19 protein-coding genes and 1 pseudogene are annotated in these 24,537 nt (G+C 67.1%); 8 read left to right on the top strand and 12 right to left on the bottom strand.

Annotation, left to right across the window (positions count from 1 at the left end; translation table 11 throughout):
• Positions 1-136: 136 nt before the first annotated feature.
• From Cte04_RS20165 to Cte04_RS20155, 3 genes are all read right to left on the bottom strand, one after another.
• Positions 137-442 (bottom strand): hypothetical protein, encoded by a 306-nt coding sequence (locus Cte04_RS20165; RefSeq protein WP_066483338.1) that lies wholly within the window; start codon positions 440-442, stop codon positions 137-139.
• A gap of 265 nt (positions 443-707) precedes the next feature.
• Positions 708-2,246, bottom strand: a complete 1,539-nt coding sequence (locus tag Cte04_RS20160; protein WP_066483336.1) for a PAS domain-containing hybrid sensor histidine kinase/response regulator family protein — start codon at positions 2,244-2,246, stop codon at positions 708-710.
• A gap of 298 nt (positions 2,247-2,544) precedes the next feature.
• Entirely contained in the window at positions 2,545-4,248 is a 1,704-nt protein-coding gene (locus Cte04_RS20155; RefSeq protein WP_066483335.1) for a long-chain fatty acid--CoA ligase, read from the bottom strand.
• Positions 4,249-4,469: 221 nt separating this feature from the next.
• On the opposite strand from Cte04_RS20155, the gene Cte04_RS20150 reads away from it, so the two are divergent.
• The gene (locus Cte04_RS20150) at positions 4,470-5,000 is read left to right on the top strand and encodes a pyridoxamine 5'-phosphate oxidase family protein (protein ID WP_066483332.1); all 531 of its coding nucleotides are present in this window, start codon (positions 4,470-4,472) and stop codon (positions 4,998-5,000) included.
• Here Cte04_RS20150 and Cte04_RS20145 read toward each other — a convergent pair.
• The 4 genes from Cte04_RS20145 to Cte04_RS20130 form a co-directional block, all read right to left on the bottom strand.
• Complete coding sequence (locus Cte04_RS20145; RefSeq protein ID WP_066483324.1) at positions 4,969-6,222, bottom strand: MgtC/SapB family protein; 1,254 nt, start codon at positions 6,220-6,222, stop codon at positions 4,969-4,971. The two genes, Cte04_RS20150 and Cte04_RS20145, sit on opposite strands and share 32 nt — an antisense overlap.
• 9 nt (positions 6,223-6,231) lie before the next feature.
• A complete protein-coding gene (locus Cte04_RS20140) occupies positions 6,232-7,659 on the bottom strand; it encodes an MBL fold metallo-hydrolase RNA specificity domain-containing protein (RefSeq protein WP_066483321.1) in 1,428 nt (475 codons plus the stop codon).
• A 63-nt stretch (positions 7,660-7,722) separates the two neighbouring features.
• Positions 7,723-11,859, bottom strand: coding sequence for an ATP-dependent RNA helicase HrpA (hrpA, locus tag Cte04_RS20135; protein WP_066483316.1), 4,137 nt, complete (start codon positions 11,857-11,859; stop codon positions 7,723-7,725).
• A gap of 67 nt (positions 11,860-11,926) precedes the next feature.
• A complete protein-coding gene (locus Cte04_RS20130; RefSeq protein ID WP_066483313.1) occupies positions 11,927-12,310 on the bottom strand; it encodes a YXWGXW repeat-containing protein in 384 nt (127 codons plus the stop codon).
• Positions 12,311-12,598: 288 nt separating this feature from the next.
• Between Cte04_RS20130 and Cte04_RS22230 the strand changes: the two are divergent.
• The 6 genes and pseudogenes from Cte04_RS22230 to upp all read left to right on the top strand — a co-directional run.
• Positions 12,599-12,784 (top strand): annotated as a pseudogene (locus Cte04_RS22230) (double zinc ribbon domain-containing protein); the annotation flags it as partial.
• 93 nt (positions 12,785-12,877) lie between these two features.
• Positions 12,878-13,450 carry a hypothetical protein gene (locus tag Cte04_RS20125; RefSeq protein WP_066483310.1) on the top strand — a complete coding sequence of 191 codons (573 nt, stop codon included), beginning with the start codon at positions 12,878-12,880 and terminating at the stop codon, positions 13,448-13,450.
• An 80-nt stretch (positions 13,451-13,530) separates the two neighbouring features.
• Complete coding sequence (locus Cte04_RS20120) at positions 13,531-14,184, top strand: hypothetical protein (protein ID WP_066483301.1); 654 nt, start codon at positions 13,531-13,533, stop codon at positions 14,182-14,184.
• A gap of 69 nt (positions 14,185-14,253) precedes the next feature.
• Complete coding sequence (locus Cte04_RS20115) at positions 14,254-15,729, top strand: zinc ribbon domain-containing protein (protein ID WP_066483298.1); 1,476 nt, start codon at positions 14,254-14,256, stop codon at positions 15,727-15,729.
• A 199-nt stretch (positions 15,730-15,928) separates the two neighbouring features.
• Positions 15,929-16,909 (top strand): threo-3-hydroxy-L-aspartate ammonia-lyase, encoded by a 981-nt coding sequence (locus Cte04_RS20110; RefSeq protein WP_157082203.1) that lies wholly within the window; start codon positions 15,929-15,931, stop codon positions 16,907-16,909.
• A 66-nt stretch (positions 16,910-16,975) separates the two neighbouring features.
• Positions 16,976-17,608, top strand: a complete 633-nt coding sequence (gene upp, locus Cte04_RS20105; protein ID WP_066483292.1) for a uracil phosphoribosyltransferase — start codon at positions 16,976-16,978, stop codon at positions 17,606-17,608.
• An 83-nt stretch (positions 17,609-17,691) separates the two neighbouring features.
• Here upp and Cte04_RS20100 read toward each other — a convergent pair whose 3' ends face one another.
• On the bottom strand, positions 17,692-18,792 hold the full coding sequence (locus Cte04_RS20100; protein ID WP_066483288.1) for a DUF6817 domain-containing protein: 1,101 nt from the start codon (positions 18,790-18,792) through the stop codon (positions 17,692-17,694).
• Between the two features lie 4 nt (positions 18,793-18,796).
• Complete coding sequence (locus Cte04_RS20095; protein ID WP_066483283.1) at positions 18,797-19,603, bottom strand: MetQ/NlpA family ABC transporter substrate-binding protein; 807 nt, start codon at positions 19,601-19,603, stop codon at positions 18,797-18,799.
• Positions 19,604-20,253: 650 nt separating this feature from the next.
• Between Cte04_RS20095 and fusA the strand changes: the two genes are divergently transcribed.
• The gene (fusA, locus tag Cte04_RS20090) at positions 20,254-22,308 is read left to right on the top strand and encodes an elongation factor G (RefSeq protein WP_066483282.1); all 2,055 of its coding nucleotides are present in this window, start codon (positions 20,254-20,256) and stop codon (positions 22,306-22,308) included.
• Between the two features lie 64 nt (positions 22,309-22,372).
• Here the strand turns inward: fusA and Cte04_RS20085 are convergent, their stop codons facing one another.
• The 3 genes from Cte04_RS20085 to Cte04_RS20075 all read right to left on the bottom strand — a co-directional run bounded on the left by Cte04_RS20085 (position 22,373) and on the right by Cte04_RS20075 (position 24,289).
• Entirely contained in the window at positions 22,373-23,098 is a 726-nt protein-coding gene (locus tag Cte04_RS20085; protein WP_066483278.1) for an LrgB family protein, read from the bottom strand.
• A complete protein-coding gene (locus Cte04_RS20080) occupies positions 23,091-23,465 on the bottom strand; it encodes a CidA/LrgA family protein (protein ID WP_066483276.1) in 375 nt (124 codons plus the stop codon). Before Cte04_RS20080 ends, Cte04_RS20085 begins: the two co-directional genes overlap by 8 nt.
• A gap of 122 nt (positions 23,466-23,587) precedes the next feature.
• Positions 23,588-24,289 carry a GntR family transcriptional regulator gene (locus Cte04_RS20075; RefSeq protein WP_066483274.1) on the bottom strand — a complete coding sequence of 234 codons (702 nt, stop codon included), beginning with the start codon at positions 24,287-24,289 and terminating at the stop codon, positions 23,588-23,590.
• Positions 24,290-24,537: the final 248 nt, after the last annotated feature.

The raw sequence follows: 24,537 nt of genomic DNA, 5'->3' as shown, positions 1-24,537 counted from the left end.
GGCAACGGGTCTGCTTGGCCATGATGCTCGGCATGCCTTTGCCGGCTTCCTGAAGAAGATGCATGGGGCAAAGCTGCTTTGCGACGAGCTGTTCCGGACGCCGGAAATACAAAACCCGCCGTAGCGGGTTGGGATATCAGCAGTTGCCTTTCTTGGCCTGGCCCGGAGGACAGCCGTGCGGATGCGGCTTTTTGTATCCGTCATCGTAGTAACCGTCCTGGTAGACGGCACAACCGCTGAGAAGCAAGGCCACTGCGGCCAGGGAGAGCATTTTTTTCATGGCGGGCATCCTTTGCTGAACGAAGGGTAAGTCTATGAGCCCGCCTGGAAAATCTTTGTGAATCATTGTTCCGGTGTTCCGCGCGCAACGGCGCTGAAGATTGTCGATGCATGCCGTGGCCGTGGTGCCTGTGTCTGCCATGGCCATGAGGTTGATGCCCATGCGGGGGCAGCGATGGTGCCTGGTGCGGGGCCCGCAGCCATATGCAAGGAAGCGAGCGTATGGATCGCGGTAGCGGTATTCGTATCCATGCTCATGGGCATGACAACCGGCCATGGTCAGCACGGCAGCACAGGCTCCGGGTATCTTTTCAGAGCAACAAGCCTATGAAGAGCCGTCACCTGTGCCGTTCCCCATTTGCAAGCCTGGCCAGGGCTGCGGGAGAGGCCGCGAAATCACAACCTCATGCTTCACCAGGGCCCGGCAGCTAGTTCACGCCGCTCCTCAGCACCTTGGCAAGATCGGCCAGGCGGTAGGGCTTGTGTACGAACACGAACTGGCTGATGGTTTCGTGCTCGTGGCGCAGTGCAGAAAGCGGATAGCCCGAAGTCAGGATGACTTTGATGCCCGGGTATTCCGCCCGGATCAAGCGCGCCAGTGCGAGTCCGCTGATGCCCTGGGGCATGGCGATATCGGTGAAGACGATGTCGATATCGGTGCGCCTGCGCAGAATCTCGATCGCTTCGGTGGCATTGCCTGCGGCAGCGGTCTCGTATCCGATGCTTCTGAACATCTCCGATGCGAGCGCCAGTACATCCGGTTCGTCATCGACCAGCAGGACTGTCTCGGACTTCGAAACGTCCGGCAGGCGCAGCGCCTGCATCGGTTCCGCCGTGGGAAAGTAGAGGTCGACCGCTGTCCCTTTGCCTTCTTTGCTGGTGATGACCACATCGCCGCCCGATTGGGTGACGAATCCATACACCTGGCTGAGCCCGAGCCCCGTGCCCTTGCCTGGCGGCTTGGTGGTAAAGAAAGGCTCGAACGCCTGCGCCATGACTTGCGCGGACATGCCGATGCCAATATCCGAGACGGACACCCGCACATAGTGCCCGGCAGGAAGGATCGAGGTCACTTCGCTGCCCGATGCAATGTTGTCGGTGGCGATGGTCACGGCCCCGCCTGAGGGCATTGCGTCCATGGCGTTCACGACCAGATTGAGAAGATTGGTCTCGAACCCGGCCACATCCACAAGAGCGAAAGCATTGCGGGCCCGAAGTCTCAAATCGATGAGCGTCAGGTGGCCGCTGGCGCGCGCGAGCATCGGCTCGAAATCGCGCACCAGAGCATTGAGGTCGTGCACCTGCGCCTGCAGCGGCTGCTGCCGCGCAAACGAAAGCAGCTGCTGGGTGAGCGAGGCTCCGCGGTCGACCGCCCGGCGCATGCCCTCCATGACCCGGGTGTCCATATGCGTGCGCGACTGCATGGCCAGCACTTCCAGTCCATTGGACAGCACGGCCAGCAAGTTATTGAAGTCGTGCGCCAGGCCGCCCGTCAGCCTTCCGATGGCTTCCATCTTCTGAGCATGGAACAGCGCGGCCTTGGCTTTTTCAAGCGCCGCCGCAGCTTCCTTGCGCTGGGTGATGTCCTGGGTGATCTTCGCAAAACCGAGCAGAGTTCCTGCCTCGTCGCGAATGGCATCCACCACGATGTGGGCCCAGAAGCGGCTGCCATTCTTGCGCACGCGCCAGCCTTCCCGTTCGACACGGCACTCCTTGGCAGCCGTTGCCAGAACGAGCGCCGGCTCCCCGGCCGCACAATCTTCCGGCGTATAGAAACAGGAGAAATGCCGGCCGATGATTTCCGCGCGGCTATAGCCTTTGATGCGCTGCGCACCGGCATTCCAGGACGTCACGATGCCGGCCGGCGAAAGCATGTAGATCGCGTAATCCGTCACCCCCTGGACCAGGAGGCGGAACTGCTCCTCTGTTTCAATCGGGGTATCTTGGGTCTTCTGAATAGATCTCATATCGCTCGCAAGGTTGTAGCGCCGAGTGCCTGGCTTGCGCACATGGGCACTCGAACTTGGGACGCCATGAGATTGATATGTGCATCATAAAGTGTGCCCTTCCCCGGCACCACCGGGGAAAGCTACGGCAATTGCCCCCTTGCAAGGCATGGAATGCAGCAGCGGGCCGCGCTCCAGGCAAGGAGCGCGGCCCGCTGCGGAGATGGTGCAGGAATGTGCGGCCTTCAGAGGCCGCCCGATCCTTCGTGCCGGGAATGCCGGCTTCAGGCGGCCCTTGCTTTCCCCTGCATGCAGCCGCTTATTTGGGGGCGTTTTCCTGTTCCTGCAGCATGCGCCACATGACCTTGCCGCTGCCGCTCTTGGGCAGCGCGGGCACGAACAGCACCGAGCGCGGCGCCTTGTAGACGGCCATGTTGTCGCGGCACCATTGGACGATTTCCTCTTCCGTGGTGTTTTCGTGGCCGGCGCGCAGCACGACCACGGCCTTGACGGATTCGCCGCGATAGGCGTCCCTGGTCGAGATCACGCAGGCTTCCTGGATGGCCGGATGGCGGAACATCAGCGCCTCGACTTCGGCAGGCCAGACCTTGAAGCCGCTGGCGTTGATCATGCGCTTCAGGCGGTCCGTGATGAAGAAGTAGCCGTCCTCGTCCACGCGGCCCAGGTCGCCGGTGCGGAAGAACCGCTTGCCGTCGATCTCCATGAAGGCCTGGGCCGTGGCATCGGGGCGCTGCCAGTAGCCTTCGAAAATCTCGGGGCCGTGCACCACGATCTCGCCCTGCTCGCCCTGGGGCACTTCCTCGCCCGTGTCGGGGTTGACCACGCGCGCATCGGTGCTCATGAAGGGAATGCCCAGGCATTGCTGCTTGGGGCGGTCCGGCGGGTTGCTGTGCGTGGGCGCCGCCGTTTCGGTCAGGCCGTAGCCTTCGCAAAAGCGCAAGCCGTACTGCTCCAGCAGGCGCTGGGCCACGGCCTGGGGCATGGCCGCGCCGCCGCCGCCGATGTACTTGAGGCTGGACAGGTCGAAGGAGGCGAAATTGGGACTGCCCAGCAGGTCGATGACCATGGTGGGGATATTGGTCCAGCTGGTGACTTGGTAGTGGGAGATCAGGCGGCCGGCCAGCTCGCGGTCCCAGCGCGGCATGACGACGATGGTGGCGCCCATGTAGATGGCCGCGTGCAGCACCGAGACCATGCCGGTGATGTGGAACATCGGCACCACGGCCAGCACCACGCTTTCGCTGGTGCCCGTGCCCCAGTAGCTGCCGGCCACGGCATTGTGGTTGATGCTGCGGTGCAGGTGGATGCAGCCCTTGGGCTGGCCCGTGGTGCCGCTGGTATAAGGCAGCACGGCCATGTCGTCGCGGCCCGCCGTGTGCGCGGGCGGCGCGTCGGTGCAGGCCAGCGCCTCGGTCCACGCATGGACGGTGCCGCCCTGCAGCTGCGCGGGCTCGCGCTCGGACAGCAGCCAGTTGCGCCAGCTCTCGGGCGGCGCATCGGGGCCTTGCACGCCGGCATCGAAGGCATCGGTGAACTGCGTGACCACCATGTGCTCAAGCCCCTGGCCGGCAGGAAGGCCGTTGCTGGCCTTGGCCAGCTCGGGTGCCAGGTCCGCCGTGGTGATGGCCACCTTGGCGCCGGCATCCGTGATGTAGTGCTTGAGTTCCTCGGCCATGTTCATGGGGTTGACGGGAACCACCACGGCATTGGCGCGGAAGATGGCGTAATGCGCGAGCACCAGCTGCTGCGTGTTCTGCATGAGCAAAATGACGCGGTCGCCCTTTTGCACGCCCAGGCTGTGCAGGTAGGCCGCCATGCGCTCGGTGCCGTCGCACAGCTCCTTGTAGCTTGTGGAGCGGCCCATGAACACCAGCGCGGTCTTGTCGGGGTAGCGGCGCGCATTGATGGCCAGGTTTTCCCAGACGCTGGTGGCGGGAACGGTGATCGAGTGGGGCAGACGGGTGGGCCAGTAAGCGTAGTGGGCAGGTGTTGTGGCGGACATGGCGGGTGCAGGATAAGTAAAAAACACGACAAATCGCGGATCAGCCATCAAGGCTAGGCCCTGCGCCTGCAGGAGGCATCCGGGATGCCCCCAACACCTGGTCGCCAAGGTGACGTTCGGCCTGCAGTCTCTGTGGGGCCGCAGGCCTTTTCCAGCATGCGCAGCACGCTATGCTTTTCACAGCATCCCCACGCTGCGGCCGCTGCGCTTACCATGGCGGCATGCTCCACGAATCACGCCTGCAGATCTCCCTGCGCACGCTGCTTGCCAGCCGGCGCACGGCCACCCTGGCCGTACAGCCGCTGGCCGCGCCGGAGCAAGCCACCGCCCTGACCGCCCCCTGGCTGTCCATGGTGCCCTGGGCGTGGTGCGCGCAGTTTTCCTGCTTTGTCATCCATGTGAGCGGCCTGGCCGCCCACACCCGGGCCATGGAGCAGCACCCCGCGGTCAGCCTGCTGGTGACGGCGGCCGAAGAGCCCGGCCAGGGCGTGCATGCGCTGGAGCGCGCCAGCATCCAGGGCGTGGCATCCACCCCGCCGCAAGACAGCGTGCTCTGGCAAGGCATGCGCACCGCCTACCTGCAGCGCTTTCCCGAGGCCGAGCCCATGACCCTGCTCGGAGACTTCCGCTTCATCTGCATCACTCCCACGCTGGCACGCCATGTGGCCGGCTTCGGCGCGGCGCGCGATGTTTCGGCGCACGAGCTGATCGAGGCGCTGGCTACGCCGCCAGCCATGCTCCCGCCAGCATGAGGCCCAGGCCCGTGCTGACGCATGCGCCGTAGCGCACCCCGCCCGAGGCAAATGCCAGCACCGACTTGGCCGCGACCGTGGCCGCCAATGTCGCCAGCACACCCCAGCGGGCCATCGCCAGCGGCAGGCTGCCCGAAGCATGGAGCTGCGCCAGTCCGGCAGCGGCGGCATGTGCCTCCGCCAGGGCCACCACGGCGCTGCCGACCAGCACACCGGCATTGCCGAACAGGTGCTGCAGCCACGCAGCGAGCAGCAGCACCAGCGCCATGATGGCGGCGATGGTCAGGGCCTGGGAAAGCCGGAAGGCACGGGCCGAATCCGTCTGCGCTTGTGCGGCCTCCTTTGCTGCCGCCTCCTTCGGGCCCGGCTGCAGCCGGCCTTGGCGCAGGCCCGCCACCGCCGCCAGCAGCAGGCCTGCCGCGGCGGCAGCCAGCGGCCAGGCCATGGACCGCAGCAAGGGCATGGAAGCAGCGGCCAATAGGGCTGCCAGGAGGCCCAGGGATGCCAGTTGGGCCAGCATGGCCGCAGCCATGGTGGCCGAAAGCTGTGCGGGCTGCCCCCGGGCCCGCTGGCCCAGGCTGGCGACGGCGGCCGTCGACGACACCAGGCCCGAGAAAAACCCCGTGACCAGCAAACCCCAGCGAGGCCCCAGCGCCCGCGTCAGCACCTGCCCCAGCATACCCACGGCCATGACCAGGACCACCACCCGCCACAAGGTGGCCGGTTGCAGCACGTTCCAGGGATCGATGGGACGAGCCGGCAACAATGGCATCACCACCAGCGCGGCTGCGGCCAGCAGCAGGCCGTCGTGCAGCTCCTGTTCGCGCAGCAGCACGCGGCTCCAGCGGGTCAGGCGCTCCTTGGCATGGACCAGGATGGCGCACAGCACGCCCAGGCCGGCCGCAAGCACGGGACTCTGGTGCGAGAGCGCGCCCAGGGTGAGCGAGAGCAACAGCGTCACTTCGCCCGTCAGCCCCGGATCCTGCCGCGAGGAACGCCAATAGGCGACGACGGCCAGGCCGCCCAGGACCAGGAGCGTCGCGGCAAAGGGCCCCATGCCCAGGCTCCAGGCCGCGCATCCCAGCAGCGCCGTCAGCGCATGGGTGCGGATGCCGGCCATGGAGCGGCGTGCCGATTCGCGGCGTTCGCTCACCACGCCGATGAGCAGGCCCAGCCCCAGAGAGGCGATCCAGTGGTCCAGCGCTTCCCACGGCAGTTCCATGGCCCGCTCCTAGATGGGGTGCATCGCGCCCTCTTGCGGCACCGTCACCTCGCAGGCATTCCAGCCAGGCTCCAGCCGCAGGGCTGCCGCCAAGGCCTGGGAGGCCGCCGCTTCGCCATGCACCACGAAGGCCTGGCGCGGCGGCTGGCGCATGGCCCGCGCCCAGTCCAGCAGCGCCTTCTGGTCGGCATGGGCCGAGAAACCGCCCAAGGTATGCACGGAGGCGCGCACTTCGATATCGTCGCCCAGCAGGCGTACAAGCCGGTCTCCGTCCACCAGGCGGCGGCCCAGCGTGCCCTCGGCCTGGAAGCCCGCGATGATGACCGCGCATTCGCGCCGGCCCAGATTGTTGTGCAGGTGATGCAGGACGCGGCCCGCATCGCACATCCCGCTGGCCGAAATGATGACTGCGCCGGACTGCACGCGGTTGAGGCGGATGGAGTCCTGCACATCGCTGATGAAATGCACGCGCAGCAGCTGTGACGAGTGCCGGGCCCGCGCCAGCAGTTCGCGCGCCTCCTGGTCGAACAGCTCGAAATGCCGGGCGGTGATTTCCGTGGCGGCCACGGCCATGGGAGAGTCGACGAAGATGTCCAGCGGAGCCAGCCGGCCGCAGGCAGCCTGCTGGAGGAAGTGGTACAGGATCTCCTGGGTGCGCCCCACGGAAAAGGCGGGAATCACCACATTGCCCCGGGCAACGGTCCGGTTGACCACATCGACCAGCTCATCCAGCGTGGCCGGCATGTCCTTGTGCAGCCGGTCGCCGTAGGTGGACTCGATCAACAGCACGTCTGCCGCGTCTATGGGTGTCGGATCCCGCAGGATGGGACGCCCGGGCTGTCCCAGGTCACCGCTGGCCACCAGCTTGCGTGTACCGCCCTGTCCGTCGGCCAGCCAGATTTCCGCAATGGCCGAGCCCAGGATATGCCCGGCATCGCGAAAGCGCACCCGTACACCTTCGGCCGGAGAAAACTCCTCGTCATAGGCCACGCCGCGCATCTGCTGCAGGCAGCGCTCCACGTCGCGCTGCGTATAAAGCGGCGGCAGCACCGGAGCATGGCTTCGGCGGCCTTTCCCGCGCTCCCTGGATTTGGCATCGCGCTTTTGCGCGCGGTCGAACTCCACTTCCTGGATGTGCGCGCTGTCCTTGAGCAGCACATCCGCCAGATCCACCGTGGCGGGCGTGGCATACACCGGTCCGGCGAAGCCATGCTCTGCCAGGCGCGGAAGCAGGCCGCAATGGTCGATGTGGGCATGCGTCAGCAGTACGAAGTCGATGCGCCGCGGGTCGAACGGGAACGGCCGGTAGTTGCGCTCGCGCGCCTCGCGGCTGCCCTGCACCATGCCGCAGTCGATCAGAAAGCGGCAGCCCTGTGCCTGTACCAGGAAACAGGAGCCGGTGACCTGCCGGGCCGCGCCATGGAATGTGATGTGCATGCAGCCATGCTATAGCCGGTCACCGCAGGAAGCTGCAGAAAAACGTGCGGGACTTGACGCGCGTCAATGCTGCAGCTGCTGCCAGACCTTGTCCAGCCGCTTGGCGCTGACCGGGTACGGCGTGCGCAGCTCCTGAGCGAAGAAGCTCACGCGCAGTTCCTCCAGCATCCAGCGGTATTCCTGCATGCGCGCATCCACCTGGCCCTTGCGCTCGGCCACCAGGCGCCAGTAGCGCTGCTCCAGCGGCTGCAGTTCCTTGAGCTTGGCCGCGTCGCGCGCCGGGTCGGCGCGGTACTTGTCCAGCCGCGTGGTGATGGCCTTCAGATAACGTGCGTAATGGCCCAGTTGCGCCCACGGCGCCACGGCGATGAAGTTCCGGGGCATGAGCTTTTGCAGCTGCTCGCCCGCGTCCCGGGTCGCTTCGGGCGCGTTCTTGGTGTCCTTGATCTTGCGTGCGGCGGCCGCGTACTCGGTCAGGATGGTCGCGGCCATGCGCGCCACCTCGTTGGCGATCAGCGTCAGGCGCCCGCGCCCGTCCTGCACGCGCTGCTTGAAGTCGGCCTCGTTGGCCGGCAGCGGCTCCTGCAGGAAGGCCCGGTCGATGGCCACGTCGATGATCTGGCTGCGCAGCTCCTCCTGCGTGCCCAGCGGCATATAGGCCACGGCCATTTTCTGCAGGTCGGGAATGTTCTTTTCCAGGTACTTGAGCGCATCGCGGATCTGCAGCGCGAACAGCCGGCGCAGGCCCACGCGGTGCTTGGCGGCGGCCACCTCGGGCTCGTCGAAGACCTCGATGCCCACCGCATCGCCGTGGTCGATCAGCGCCGGAAAGCCGATCAGCGTCTGGCTGCCCTTTCTGATCTCCATGAGCTCGGGCAACTCGCCAAAGCTCCATTCCTTGTAGCGTGCATCGGCAGGCTGGGCCTTTGGCGCGGAAGCGGCCGCTTCCTTTTCAGGAGCTGGCTTCGCTTTCCTGTTGGCAATCTCCGGTACTTCTTTTCCTGAATCTTTTGCAGGATCAGCGCCGTCAGCTATCTTTAATGAAGCAAGCGCCTGGAAAGCGCCGCGCGCCCTGGCGCCCAGCTCGGCCTTGAGCGCACCGAGGTTGCGGCCCTGGCCCAGCTGGCGGCCATGCTCGTCGGTGATGCGGAAGTTCATGAACAGGTGCGGGCTGAGCATGTCCAGCTTGAAGTCGGCGCGCTTGACGTCCAGCGAAGTCTCGTCGCGCACCTGCTTGAGCAGCGCGTCGATCAGGCTGCCCTGGGCCCAGCGCTCCGGGGCAGTGAACAGCTCGGCCAGGCGCGCAGCGCTCTCGGGCAGCGGCACGAAGCGGCTGCGCGGGCGCTGCGGCAGGCTCTTGAGCAGGGCCTGGATTTTGTCCTTGAGCATGCCGGGCACCAGCCATTCGGCGCGCTCCTCCGCAACCTGGTTGAGCACGAACAGCGGCACCGTGACGGTGATGCCGTCGCGCGCATCGCCGGGGCTGTGCAGGTAGGCGGCCGAGCAGTCCACGCCGCCGAGCCGGACGGTCTTGGGGAAGTTGTCCGTGGTGATGCCCGCGGCCTCGTGCCGCATCAGCTCGTCGCGCGACAGGCGCAGCAGGTCGGGATGGTCCTTGCAGGCGGTACGGAACCATTGGTCGAAGGTGGCGCCGCTGAACACGTCGCGCGGAATCTGCTGGTCGTAGAAGGCGAAGATCAGCTCGTCGTCCACCAGCACGTCCTGGCGGCGGCTCTTGTGCTCCAGCTCCTCCACCTTGCGCACCATCTTGAGGTTGGCGGGCAGGAAATGCCATTTGGTTTCCCACTCGCCTTCGACCAGCGCCTGGCGGATGAAGAGATTGCGCGCCTCGTGCGGGTCCACGCGGCCGTAGCTCACGCGGCGGCCGTTGTAGACCACCAGCCCGTAGAGCGTGGCGCGCTCGTAGGCGATCACGTCGGCCTGCTTCTTGCTCCAGTGCGGGTCCAGCAGCTGCTTTCTGAGCAGGTGGCCGCCCACCTCCTCCAGCCACTGCGGCTCGATGGCGGCGATGCCGCGGCCGTACAGGCGCGAAGTCTCGACCTGCTCGGCCGCGACGATCCAGCGGCCCGGCTTCTTGGACAGGTGCGCGCCCGGGTGCGGATGGAACTTGATGCCGTGCGCGCCCAGGTAGGCTTCGCTTTCCTCGCCCTTGTACCCCACGTTGCCCAGCAGGCCTGCCAGCATGGACAGGTGTACGGCGTCATAGCCCGCGGCCTCGTTGTTGAGCAGCCATTTCTGCTCCTTGACCACGGTCAGCAGCTGCGAATGGATGTCGCGCCACTCGCGCACGCGACGGATGTTGATGAAGTTCTGGCGCAGCAGCTGCTCCCACTGGCGGTTGCTGATCTTGTGCGTGGCTTCCTCGGCTTCGGCGGGATTGAACAGCGCCAGGCGCTCCTCGGCCGAGCCGTCCACCTGCGCGCCCGTAGCTCCGCTCATGCGCTGGCTCACGGGCAGAAAGGCCGCATTGCGGATCTGCCTGGGCGCGGGCGCGCTCTGCGCCGCCATTTCCTTGCGGCTCCTGGCCACGACCTTGCCGCCGCGCGCGTCCGACAGCCACTTCCACAGCCGCAGATAGCCGCTGAACTCGCTCTTTTCGTCGTCGAACTTGGCATGCGCCTGGTCGGCCTGCTGCTGGGCCTCCAGCGGGCGGTCGCGCACGTCCTGCACGGACAGGGCCGAGGCAATGATGAGCACCTCGGCCAGCGCGCCGCGCGAGCGCGCCTCGACGATCATGCGCGCCACGCGCGGGTCCAGCGGCAGGCGCGCCAGCTCCTTGCCCATGGACAGCAGGTTGCCGCGCTCGTCCACGGCGCCCAGCTCGGCCAGCAGCTGGTAGCCGTCGGCAATCGCACGGCCCGAAGGCGCTTCGAGGAAGGGAAAGTTCACCACGTCGCCCAGGCCCAGCGACTTCATGCGCAGGATCACGCCGGCCAGCGAGCTGCGCAGGATTTCGGGGTCGGTGAACTTGGGCCGGCTGTTGAAGTCGGCCTCGTCATACAGGCGTATGCAAATGCCGTTGGCCACGCGGCCGCAGCGGCCCGCGCGCTGGTTGGCCGCGGCCTGGCTGATGGGCTCGACCAGCAGCTGCTCCACCTTGCTTCTAAAAGAATAGCGCTTGACGCGTGCCGTGCCTGCGTCGATGACGTATCTGATGCCGGGAACGGTGAGCGAGGTCTCGGCCACGTTGGTGGCCAGCACGATGCGCCGGCCCGTATGGCCGTCGAAGATGCGGTCCTGCTCGGCCTGGGACAGGCGCGAGAACAGCGGCAGCACCTCGGCGCTCCTGAGCACGGGCGAATGCTGCAAATGCTTGCGCAAATGGTCGGCCGCCTCGCGGATCTCGCGCTCGCCCGGCAGGAAGACCAGGATGTCGCCGCCCCTGCCGCCGGCCCACAGCTCGTCCACGCCGTCGGCAATCGCGTCGTTGAGGTCGAAGTCCTTTTTTTCCTCGAAGGGCTTGTAGCGCATCTCCACTGGGTAGGTGCGGCCCGAGACCATGATGACCGGCGCCGGCACCAGATCGTCGCCCCCACGCTCCCCCATTCCATGGGGGTCGCTGCCCCCCGAGGGGGCTTCGCCGGCCTTGGGGCGGCCCGGCGCCCGGCGAGGCCCTGCAAAGTGCCTGGCAAAGCGCTCGGCATCGATGGTGGCCGAGGTCACGATCACCTTGAGGTCCGGACGCCGGGGAAGGATCTGCTTGATGTAGCCCAGCAGGAAGTCGATGTTGAGGCTGCGCTCGTGCGCCTCGTCGATGATCAGGGTGTCGTAGGCCTTGAGCAGCGGATCGGTCTGGGTCTCGGCCAGCAATATGCCGTCCGTCATCAGCTTGACCGAAGCGCCCTTTTGCAGCGTGTCCTGGAAGCGCACCTTGTAGCCCACGACTTCGCCCAGCGGCGTGTTGAGCTCCTCGGCAATGCGCTTGGCCACGCTGGAGGCCGCAATGCGGCGCGGCTGGGTGTGGCCGATCAGGTGGCCGCGCACCTGGCCGTTCTCGTCGGGCACCGCATTGACCTTGCCGCGGCCCAGCGCCAGGGCGATCTTGGGCAGCTGCGTGGTCTTGCCCGAGCCCGTCTCCCCGCAGACGATGATGACCTGATGGCGGTCCATGGCCTCCATGATCTCGTCGCGGCGGCTGGATACGGGGAGTTGCTCGGGGAAGGTGATCTGCAAAGACATAAGGGCTGGGATTATCCCAGCCCTTGCATGGCTCTGCGCTTAGCGCGTGTTTGGGTCTTAAAGCGACTCAGCGGCGGCCATGCTCCCAGCCGCCGCGGTGCAGCATCCAGCGGCCGTCGGAACCATGGGTCCAGCCCGGCTGGCGGTAGCTGAAGCCCGGGCGCGGACGCTCATAGTGGCCGGGCCGCCAGACATGGCGCCCGCCCGACCAGTCCCAGAAGCCGCCGATCCAGACCGCGCCCGCGAATGGAGCAACCGGAATGGTTTCCACATAGGGCGCCGGCGGCGCCACCTCGGCCGTCACCACGCCCTCGTCGTAGTAGCCGCCGGCACCGTAGGCGGGCCCGACGGGCGCCACCACGCATCCCGACAGCGCTGCGGCGGCAATCAGCGCAGCCAGCGCCGGCGCTGCTTGCCGGAAAGCCGGTTGAAGCAATGACTCTGTGGACATGGCAGGACTCCTTGATGTGGTGCGTCATGCAGACGCGACAGAACCATTGAAGCACCGCGATGCTTTGCGCAGAGTCGGACTCCGGCCAGACTTTTGCAGCTTTACAAGCGGTTGCTCGCGCGCGATGCCGCCCTCGCCTGCCTTGCGCCCGCCCCCATGCCGGGAGCCCTGGCAGGCACGGCCCCGATCCGGGGCCTCGCCGCTGGAGACTGTTGACGATAGTAAGATGCCGCAAGCCCGAAACGGCAAGCTTGGCTATTGCCTGCAACTTTCTTCAGTCCATCACAAATGAATTGTTCACAGTGCGGCAATCCCCTGGCCGCAACCGCCAAATTCTGCAACCGCTGCGGTGCCGCCCGGTCTTCTTCAGCCATGCCGCAGGAGCCGGCCCCGCCCGGCGGTGCCGCGGCCCATGCCGGCGAAAAGACTTGCAGCCATTGCCATGCGCCGTGCAAGCCCCACGCCAGGTTCTGCCCCCGGTGCGGGACGGCGTTCGCCCCCGCGGCCCCTGGCGGGCCGGTAGCCGACATTCCGCCCTCCGCGGCCACAGGTGCAACGGCACCGTCCGTGGCGGCGCCACGCCCTGCCCGCGTGGAGCCCGGCATGGGCATGGACCTGGGCGCCCGGGCACCTTACAGCCCGCCGGCTTTCCCGGCCGAACCCGCCGCCGGCGGCCGCCCCTGGATCAAATGGGCCGTGATCGCCGTGCTGCTGATTGCCGTGGGCGCCGGCGTGCTGCTCGCGCAGAAAATGGGCAGCTTCTCGCACCCGGCCAACATGGCCAGCCCGGCCCCCGGCGGCCCGGCCGGCGCAGCCACCACCGACAAGGACGGGATTTCGCAGGAGGACAAGGCCCGCGCCGATGCCCTGGTGGGCCCGCAAAACCGCGACACCGCAGCGCCTGCAGTGCCGGATGCCGCGGCACCGGCTTCCGGCGATACGGTGGTGAGCGCCCCTCCCACGACGCAGCTGCCGCCGCCCCAGGCGGAGCCCTCGCCCCGGCCCGACGCGGCGGCAACGGCGGCTGTCGCTGCCCAGCAGCCGACCGCCGCGCCCCCCAGCCGGCCCGCGGTGCAAAACAAGCCCGGTGCGCGCCCGCAAAACCGTTCCCAGCCCACGCTGGACGACCTGCTCGATTGAGCGCAATTCCTCTCACGTGCGCCAGGCGGCGGGCCCGCCGCCCTCCTGGCATATCCGACACCAGCGCCGACCAGCGACCTATGCGATACCTCAAACTGACACTGATCTCCTGTGCCGCCGTACTGGCCAGCGGCTGTGCAACCCTGGAAGACGCTTCCAGCTCCTTCAGCTGCATGCTGTCGCGGGCCACCAATTCGGCCAGTGCGCAAAGCTGCGGCGGCCCGGCCGCGGGCGACAGCCATGCGCCATCGGATCGCTTCGGCAGGCTGCAGTCCGTCCTGGACCAGGAGGCCCAGCGCGCCCGCGCGGCGCAGGTACAGGCCGTGAGCGCCATGCAGGGCCTGCCGCCGGGCCAGCGTGCCATCGCCGGCGGCGTGCGCATGGCCGACGTGAGCATCACCGACAGCCAGAGCGGCCAGACCCGCAGAATGCGCGCGCTGGAATCCGTCAGCGTCGACATGCCGCTGGCCGCCAAGGGCCGGCCCGAGTACACGCGCGCCATGGACACGCTCAAGAATCTGGCCAATGAGCTGGCCAACAACCGCGGCGCCTCCAGCATCGTGGTCGACCAGGCCGAGGCCGACGTGCGCGCCAACCGCGTCAACACCTCCACCGGCACCACCCAGACCAGCAGCGGCAAGCCCGTGTCCGTGCTCAAGAACATCGACCGCACGCTGCCCGCAGGCACGGAGCGCTACACCATCCAGGCAGGCGAGATCCGCGGCCAGCTCTAGCCGCAGCCAAGGCGCCTCGGCGGCGCCTCCATTGCATCACCACTTCATTCACTCACGACAGGACGGTACATGAGACCCGATCAATCTCTGGGCGATATCCGCATCACCACCCTGGCGCGCGCAGGCGAAGGCCTGACCCAGTGGCGCCCCATGCTGGTGGGCTTTCTCACCTTGCTGCTGACTTTTCTGGTCTTCCTGGCCGCCCAGGGGCTGGGCAGTGCGATAGGCGGCGTCACCGGCGGCATCGCGCGCCTGGTGCTGAGCCTGGCCGCTGCCGTGGTCATGATGGGCGGCATCTCCGCCGTGGGCGTGATGCTCATGGACAAGGCCAGGGAAATGCCGGTGCGCACCATCGGCGAAGCCTTTGCCTTCGGCCTGGCCTGCATCCCCAAGTTCCTGCTCTTCGCGGTGCTGCTGCTGGCGGCCGTCCTGGCCTTCCTGCTCGTGGCGGCCGTGGTGTACTTCGTCTGCAAGTTGCCCGTGATCGGCGCCATCCTGGCCTTTGTCGCGCACCCGGTCCTGGTGCTGGTGGCCGCCGCGGCGCTGGTGGCCCTGATCTGGGTGATCTATCCGCTGTTCGCTCCTGCCATCTGGAGCGGGCTGGGCTTCAAGGCCGCCCTGGCCAGTATGCTGGGCATTGCCCGGCGCCGGCTGGTCGAAGTGGTCCTGCTCGAGCTGGTGCTGTATTTCATCATCGGCGTGATCTGTGTGCTGCTGTTCGCGGGCCTGCTGCCGGCCAGCTTCTCGCTGACCACCATGGGTGCGGCCATCATCGGCGGCGGCCAGGCCGCGTCCCTGGCCGCAGCGGGATACGGCGCCAGCGCCTTCATGGGCAACACCGCCGTGATGGGCCTGGTTTCGGGCCTGGGCGTGCTGTACTGCGTGGTGGGTGCGCTCATGGCACAGGTCATGATCATGGGCATGAACCTGGTCTACCTGCAGGCCCAGGAGGGCCTGGATGCCTCCGATGCAGAAGGTGCGCTGGACGATCTCATCGGCAATGTGCGCAAGCATGCCGAGGAAGCCAAGGACCGTGCCATGGCGGCCGCCGAACAGGTCAAGGCCCGCGCCGCCAAGGCACAGGAGTCCCCGGCCCAGCCGGCGCAGGATGCCGAGGCACCGCAGGCGGTCAGCCCGGATCGCCAGGCATCGGCCGGAACCTACGATACAGCGGCCCAGCTGCAGGCCCAGGCTCTGGCGCAGGAGCAGGCGGCGCAGGAACGGCAGCGTGAAGCCCAGGCCCATGCGCAAGCCGAACGCCAGCGCGCCGAAGCCGCAGCCCAGGAAGCCGCACGCCTGAAAGCGCAGGAAGAACTGGCCCGCGAAGCAGCCCGGCAGGAAGCGCAACGCCAGGCCGAGCGGCTCGCGGCCGAACAGGAAGCAGCCCGCCGGCAGGCCGAGAACGAAGCAAAGGCCCGCGCCGAAGCCGAAGCACGGGCCCAGGCAGCCAAGCCGCAGCCGCAGCTGCTGGCCTGCCCGAGCTGCCATGAGGCCGTGGCGCCCGACGACAGGTTCTGCGCCCACTGCGGCCACAAGCTCGTGTAAGCAGCACACCGTACAAGGCTGCGCCAGCCTGGACGCCGCTCCCCGTTCCGGGCGAGCGGCGTCCTTTTTTGAGGGACCGGATTTTCTGCGCGCCGCCGATGCCCATCACGCCCTTTTTTGCGATTCCCCCCGCTATCATGATTGGTGCACTCATTCCTTCCAGGCGATGCCCGCCGGCTCTCCAGAACCTTGGCCTCCCATGACCATGAACACCTCGCCCCTCCAGCTGCCGACCTATGACGATGTGGCTGCGGCCGCCGAACGCTTGAAGGGCGTGGCCCACCGCACGCCGGTGCTCACCAGCCGCACCGTCGATGAAAAACTGGGCGCCCAGCTGTTCTTCAAGTGCGAGAACCTGCAGCGCGTCGGCGCCTTCAAGCTGCGCGGCGCCTACAACGCCCTGGCCCGGTTCAGCCCCGAGCAGCGCAGGCACGGCGCACTGGCCTTTTCATCGGGCAACCACGCGCAGGCCATCGCACTGGCCGCGCAGATCCTGGACATGCCCGCCCTCATCGTCATGCCCGAGGACGCGCCCGCATCCAAGATGGCGGCCACGCGCGGCTATGGCGCCCAGGTCGTGACCTACAACCGCTTCACCGAAGACCGCGAAGCCATTGCAGCCAAGCTCGCCGGCGAGCGCGGCATGACGCTGGTACCGCCCTACAACCACCGCGACGTGATCGCCGGCCAGGGTACGACGGCCAAGGAGCTGCTGGAGGACGTTCCGGGCCTGGACTATCTGTTCGTCTGCACGGGCGGTGGCGGCCTGCTGTCGGGCTGCCTGCTGTCGGCCCGCGCGCTGGCGCCGCAGTGCAAGGTCTACGGCGTGGAGCCCGAGACCGGCAACGACGTGCAGCAGTCGCTGCGCGCCGGCCACATCGTCAGGATCGATACCCCTCATACCATCGCCGACGGTGCCCAGACCCAGGCCCCCGGCGACATCACGTTCGCGCTGATACGGCAATATGTGCAGGACATAGTCACAGTTTCCGATGAACAACTGGTGCAGGCCCTGCGCTTTTACGCGGAACGTATGAAAATCGTGGTCGAGCCCACGGGAGCGCTTTCGCTGGCCGGCGCCCTGCACGGCGGCATCAAGCTCTCGGGCGCCCGTGTGGGCATCGTGATCAGCGGCGGCAACGTGGACCTGGAACGGTACGCGCGCTTTCTGGCCGACTGATCCCCTGCCCCGGTCCCGGCGACATGGCCGCCGCGTAGTGACCTGAACAACGCAAATACATAGAACATGAGCACTTTGCACCTGATCGACCATCCGCTGGTCCAACACAAACTCACGCTGATGCGCCGCAAGGAAGCCAGCACCAACAGCTTCCGCCGCATGCTCGGCGAGCTGTCCACGCTGATGGCCTACGAGATCACGCGCGACATGCCGCTCTCGGACATCGAGATCGAGACCCCGCTGGAAACCATGACCGGCAAGGTCATCGACGGCAAGAAGCTGGTGCTGGTCTCCATCCTGCGCGCAGGCAACGGCTTCCTGGACGGCATGCTCAACGTGGTGCCGGGCGCGCGCATCGGCCATATCGGCCTGTACCGCGACCCCGAGACGCTCAAGCCCGTCGAGTACTATTTCAAGATGCCCGAGAACATGAGCGAGCGCGACGCCATCGTCGTCGATCCCATGCTGGCCACGGGCAACTCGGCCGTCGCCGCCGTGCAGCAGCTCAAGGACAAGTGCAATCCCAAGTCCATCAAGTTCATGTGCCTGCTGGCCGCTCCCGAAGGCGTGAAGACGCTGCAGGCCGCCCACCCCGACGTGGACATCTACACGGCTGCCGTGGACCGCGAGCTCAACGAGCATGGCTACATCCTGCCCGGCCTGGGCGATGCGGGCGACCGCATCTTCGGCACCAAGTAAGCCGCCCGCTCCTCGACGCAAAAAAGGCCTGTCGCCGCAAGGTGCCAGGCCTTTTTCATTGACGAGGATTCACTCCCTCGCGCTCACTGCTTCAGTGCGATGTTGTTGAGCTTGTCCAGCCGCTGCGGCCAGGAACCCTCCCTGGCCGACTGCAGCAGAATGCGCGTCCAGGCGATCCAGGCATCCCACTGCACGCGCTTGTCCCAGGCATTGCCCCAGGCGCTGAAGCACTGCAGCGCGCTTTCGGCCGCCAGCGCCGCCTCGGCGTCGCGGCCTGCACCCAGGTAAAGCTGGGCCAGCACCATCTGCGGCTCGCCCACCCAGGGGTTCAGGCGCACGGCCTGCTCCAGCGTGGCGATTGCGGCATCGGCATCCACCAGGGGCTGGTCGAGCTGGACCACGGACCAGTACAGTGCCACGGCAGCCGCTTCCGCCCCCGCATCCAGCGCCTGGCTGCAGTGGCCGAATACCGGTGGCAGCGGCAGTTGCTCCCGCAGGCCCGGGTGCTGCAGCGCCAGGCCCAGCCCCGCGATCTGGCCGAGCATGCGGCTGCTGGGGCGCATGGGCCCGGGCCATAGCGACGCCGCCCAGTGCACGCTCTGCTGGCGCGTGCCGTCCACATGGGGGAACCGCGAATAAATGTCCTCCTGCCAGCTGAACCACTGCTCCATGCTGTCGGCCATGCTGACGATGGCGAAGGCTGCCACTTCATAAGGCGTGAGCGTGATCGTCTGGCGCGGCTCGGGGCCGTTCCTGTGCAGCGTCATGCTGCCGTCGGCCGCAAGCTCGCCGGCCAGCAGCTTCTGCACGAACTGCGTGCGGCTCATGGTGCAGAACAGGTAGACCAGATGCTCGGCCGCTTCCCCGATCAGGGCCTGCATGCGGCCGCGCTCGCTGCCCGCATCGAACTTGACCAGGTCGACAAAGGCATTGCCGTACACGCTGTGCAGCAGGCCCAGCAGGCGTATGTCCCTGGGCTGGCGCCACAGGGCCAGCGAGCGGGCCACGCCTGCCAGATGGTGGCGGAAAGTGCCCGCCTTGTGCCAGTCCTGGCCCACGCCGCGCTCCAGCACCACGGGCAGCAGGGGCGCCAGGTCGGCGTCGCGCGCCAGCCATTCCTCGTCGAGCAAGGCCTGCGCGCGCTCGAACAGGTCGGCGTCCAGGCGGTTCCAGGGCATGTTCATGGTCTTACCAGGCAACGGTGTAGGCGCCCTTGAAGGTCTTGTCCACGAAGGCCTTGACTTCCGGCGACTGGTAGGCCTTCACGAAGGCCTGCAGGCCCTTGTCCTTTTCATGGCCGGCACGCGTGACGATGAGCACCGTCACATAGGGCGTGTTCACATCCTCCAGCGCCAGTGAGTCGCCCTGCGGCGACAGGCCCGCGGCCACTGCATAGCTGCTGTTGACCGCGGCGGCATCCAGATCGTCGAGCGCGCGGGCGAGCTGGGCGGCTTCCAGTTCCACGAAGCGCAGCTTCCTGGGGTTGGCGGTGATGTCCAGCACGGAGGCGCGTGCGCCGGCATCGCCCTTGAGCGTGATCAGCCCCTGCTTGGCCAGCACCATGAGCGCGCGCGAGCCGTTGGTGGGATCGTTGGGAATGCCCACGCGCGCGCCGCTCTTGAGCTCGTTCAGGTTCCCGACCTTCTTCGAGTACACGCCCATCTGCTGGTTCACGGCCTTGGCCACGGGCACGAGCTTGTAGCCGCGATCCTTGTTCTGGGCATCGAGGAACGGCTGGTGCTGGTAGATGTTGGCATCGATGTCGCCGGCCACCAGCGCGGCATTGGGCTGGATGAAGTCGCCGAACTCCACGAGCCTGACCTTGAGTCCCTGCCGGGCCGCGACCTGCCGCGCCACCTCGGCAATCTGGGCGTGAGGCCCCGAGGTCACGCCGATGGTCACCTTCAGCTCCTGGGCCTGGGCCAGCAGCGCGGCCGGCAGAAAAGCCGCGGCCGCCAGGGCTTTGACAAGAAAACGCTTGTGCACGATATGCATCCTTCCGGGGAAATTTCAGTCGAATCCGAGCCTCCGTACCGAGGCATTGCACCGGAAGTTAACGCAGAAACCATCTGCCCTTGCCCGAATGCCGCCTGTTTGCGGGCAAATGCCCATCGCGAAAAGGCATGGCGGGCCACGCGGCGCAAAAAAAATAGCAGTCAGACAGCGTTCAAACGCTCAACCATCAAGCGCTGGCAGCTATCAAAACAATATCTCCCAAGCGGACATACCTGCAGGCCCGGCCTGCGGCATCCTCCCGTTGCGGTCCGCCCCGCGATCCGGCCCTACTCCCAGTCAGGGCACTCCGTTGCCGGACAATGACCGCATGTTCAAGTTCAACGCCCTCCAAGTCTCGTTCGCTGCATAGCTGCGTCCTTTCGATGGCAGTCGGAAGGCGATGACCTTCCGGCACCCCACCCCGGCAGGCATGGTCTTCCGGGGTTTTGTTTTTTGGTTTTCCTCATGTTCACACGCACGTACGACAAGCTGATCGCCACGATTTCCGCCCGCCGGAACGTGGGATGCGTGCGCGTGCGCCCGCGTTCCGGCCGCCTCACTCCCTGCTGAGCCCGCTCCGGTGAATCCATGCCGGGGCGGCTCCCTCCTCCCCGATATGTGGACCCGCGAAGGGTCCGGAAAGAGTCACCATGAACCGCCCCAGCAACAACAGCCTCGGCCGCCCCGGCACGGGCCGCCCCGGCATCCGCAACATCGGCATCATTGCCCATGTGGACGCGGGCAAGACCACGACCAGCGAACGCATCCTCTTCTACACGGGCGAGAGCCACCGCATGGGCGAAGTGCACGACGGTGCCGCCCATATGGACTTCGATCCCGAGGAACGCCGGCGCGGCATCACCATCAACAGCGCCGCCACCACCGTGCACTGGCGCGGCGTGCAGATCAACCTGATCGACACGCCCGGCCACATCGACTTCAACATCGAGGTGGGGCGCGCGCTGCGCGTGCTCGACGGCGCCGTGGTGGTGCTCGACGGCGTGGCCGGCGTGGAGCCGCAGACCGAGACCAACTGGCGCCTGGCGGACCGCCACGAGGTGCCGCGCATTGCCTTCGTCAACAAGCTCGACCGCGTGGGCGCACGCTTCGACCAGGTGGTCGACAGCATGCGCGAGCGCCTGGGCGTGCAGGCCATTCCCGTGCATCTGCCCATAGGCGCCGAGGCAGGGTTCCGCGGCGTCGTGGACCTGGTGCGCATGCGCGCGCTGCTGTGGGAGCGCGACGATGCATCGCAGCCGGTGCAGGAGGCCGCCATCCCCGCCGAACTCCTGGAGCCCGCCCAGGCGGCCCGCGCGCGCCTGCTCGAAGCCGTGGTCGAGCAGGACGACGAGGCCCTGGAGACCTGGTTGCGCGGCGAGGAGCCTTCGGTGGAATTGCTGCTGAGCTGCATCCGCGCGGGCGTGCGCAAGCGCGCCTTCGTACCGGTGCTCGCGGGCTCGGCCTTCCGCAACCGCGGTGTCGAGCCGCTGCTGGACGCGGTGGTCGACTGGCTACCCGCCCCCGGCGAGCGCGAAGGCACGACCACGGATCTCGCCGGCGAGCCCCTCGCGGCCCTGGCCTTCAAGGTGGTGGCCGACGAGCACGGCAGCATGGTCTTCGTGCGCCTGTATGCGGGCCGGCTGCGGCGCGGGGACAGCCTGCTCAACACCAGCACCGGGCGCATGGAACGTGCAGCCCGCCTCTATGAAGTGCATGCCGACAAGCATGTGGAACGCGACGAACTGGTGGCGGGCGAGATCGCGGGCGTGGTCGGTTTCCAGGACACGCTCACGGGCCACACCCTGAGCGACCCGAAGCACCCGGTGCAGCTGGAATCCATTGCCGTGCCGGAGCCGGTGATCCACCTGGCGCTGGAGCCGCGCACCAAGGCCGACCAGCAGGGCCTGTCCAGGGCACTGCAGGCCATGCTGCGCGAAGACCCGAGCCTGCGCCTGCGCCAGGACGAAGAGTCCGGCCAGACCATTCTGTCCGGCATGGGCGAGCTGCAGCTGGAGGTTGCCGTGCACAAGCTGCACGAGCGCTTCGGCGTGGATGTGGTGGTGGGCCGCCCGCAGGTGGCCTACCGCGAAACCATTGCAAGGGAGGCGGAGCTGACGCATGTGCACAGGAAGCAGACCGGCGGCCCCGGCCAGTTCGCGCAGCTGACGCTGCGCCTGGAGCCTCTGGAGCGCGGCGCGGGCGTGCAATTTGAAAGCCGCATCGTCGGCGGCGCGATCCCGCGCGAGTTCATTCCCGCGGTGGAGGCCGGCATCCGGCGCATGGCCGAGGCCGGCCCGGCTTCGGGATACCCGGCCGTGGACTTCCGCGCCGTGCTGGTCGACGGGGCGTTCCACGAGCGCGACTCCTCGGCCATGGTCTTCGAGCTGGCCGCAGGCCATGCGCTGCGCGATGCCTTCGCCAAGGCCGGGCCGCAGCTGCTGGAGCCGGTGATGGCCGTGGAGGTGATCACGCCCACCGAGTACCTGGGCGACGTGATCGGCGACCTGCACCGCCGCCGCGGCCAGGTGCGCGGGCATGAGCTGCGCGGCACGGCCACGGTGGTCGATGCACTGGTGCCACTCAAGGAAATGTTCGGCTACATCGGTACGCTGCGCGCGCTTTCATCGGGCCGCGCGCAGTACACCATGCAGTTCGACGGCTACCAGGTGGCGCCGCAGGCCGTGGCCGAGCTGGTGGCGGCTTGAGCGAAAAAGGGTGCGCTTCCGAAGGGCTGCACCCTTTTTTCTTGCCGGGGCGTTCCGGCGCAGCCTAGAACCAGCGTGCCGCCAGCGGCATCAGCAGCGCCGCCAGCAGTACCTGCAGGCTCAGCGCCAGGCCGGCATAGGCTCCGGCATCGGCATTCACCTGCAGCGCCCGCGCGGCGCCAATGCCGTGCGACACCGTACCCAGGCCGAAGCCACGCGCCACCCATTCCACGTCGCTGGTACCGATACGCAGGATCCGGAACAGACTGCGCGCGGACAGTGCGCCTATCAGGCCCGTCAGCACTGCAAACACGGCGGCCAGCGCCGGAACGCCGCCGATCTTCTCCGCCACGCCCATGGCCACGGGCGCCGTGACGGACTTGGGTGCCAGCGAGCGCAGCACTTCCGGCGGCAGGCCCACGGCCCAGCCCAGGCCCACGGCGACGATGGCGGCCGTGGCGCCTCCGGCCAGCGCCGCCACCAGAAAACGCCCCCAGTTGCGCTGCAGCTCCACGCGCCGCTCCCACAGCGGAAACCCCAGCGCGACAACGGCGGGCCCCAGCAGGAAGTGAATGAACTGGGCGCCGGCAAAATACGTGGGATACGGTACCTGCGTGACCAGCAGCGCCGTGCCCAGCACCACCACGGACCACAGCACCGGGTTGGCCCAGGGTGCCTGGCCGGAGCGCACATACAGCGCATGCGCAACCACATAGACGGCCAGGGTGGCGGTGAGCCCGAACAGCGGCGCGGACGAAAGATAGACCCAGAGCTGGACAAAATCAGGCATCGCGGGCCCCCTCCTTCCTGGCTTCGGGCTGGCCGCGCATCAAGCCGCGCACCAGCAGCACCGTGACGGCCATGCCGGCCCAGGTGGACAGCGCGATGACCAGCATCAGCTTGAGCCCGTAGTCGCGCAGCAGATCCAGATGGGTGATCACGCCCACGCCTACCGGCACGAACAGCAGCGACAGATGCGACAGCAGATAGCTGGCCGCCGCATGCACCGGCTCGCGCACGCGATGGAACTGCAGCGATATCACGAGCAGCAGCATGCCCACGACCGGCCCCGGGAACGGCAGATTGAACAGATGGGCCAGGGCTTCGCCGGTGAGCTGCAGCACCAGGAGCCAAGTCATTCCTTGCAATGCCTGCATGGGATCGGGACCTTTCAGGTTCGGGAAAATGGTTGCGGACGCCATGCGCTGCAAGCCATGCCCTTCGGCTGCGTGCGCTCCAGCTAAGCCACCCTACCCCGAGTTCACCGGCTTCGGAAGCGCTATTTGCTGGAAGCCGGGTCTTCGGGCGCCAGGATGGAGCGCAGGCGGTTGCGCGCGCCGCCGCGGCCGACCAGGCTTTCATCCAGCCGCGATGCCAGGGCGTCGATATGCGCGATCATCAGTTGCTCCGCCCGCGCGTTGTCGCCCTCGGCCAGCGCCTCGACGATGGCTGCGTGATCGTCATTGAAGACCTTGGCCTCGGTCTTCGACTGGTACAGCTCCGAAACCAGGGTCGTGCGCGCCGAGAGGTCGACCATCATGGAGGTCAGGAAGCGGTTGCCCAGGCACTCGGCCAGGCAGATATGGAAATCGGCCAGCAGCCAGCTGCGGGCTGCCGCATCGCCGCTGGCAATGGCCTCGCGCTCGTCCGCAATATGCTTGCGCAGGCGCTTCAGCGTCGCCTGCAGCGGCTTGCCCGCATCGCGCAGCATGCCGGGCTCCACAACGCGCCGCGCCGCATAGGTTTCACGCGCTTCATCGAACGAGGGCTCGGCGACATACCAGCCCACCCGCGGGCGGACCTCCACGAAACCGCGGGTCTGCAAATGCATCAAGGCCTCGCGCACCAGGGTACGGCTGACCTGGAACAAGTCCGCGATGTCCTGCTCGCCCAGCCGCTCTCCCGGACGGAGCTTGGCGGTCAGAATCGACTCTATGAGGCGCTCGGCGATCTTGGCCTTGGTGATGACTGGAGTACCCATATTCGGTCGATTCTATGCGAGCGGGGTGCGGCCCCATCAACTGGACCGGGGCGCCGATGGATTTCTCCGCGCCGGCAACAGTGATAGCACGCAATGCCGGCAGTTGCTGAAGATCGGGAGCAGGCGCCCTTTTCGCCTGCACACCACCAAGCCCCGGGTGCCCGAACCTGCGGGCCTTGCACATGCGCTAGGGAGAACACCTAGATTTTGTCCACATGACTTGTATACAAATTTTGAGAACAAGAATT

Origin of the sequence: Comamonas terrae (genome assembly GCF_001544075.1) — a bacterium.
Classification (GTDB): domain Bacteria; phylum Pseudomonadota; class Gammaproteobacteria; order Burkholderiales; family Burkholderiaceae_C; genus Comamonas; species Comamonas terrae.
This window is presented reverse-complemented; position numbering and strand designations above follow the sequence as displayed.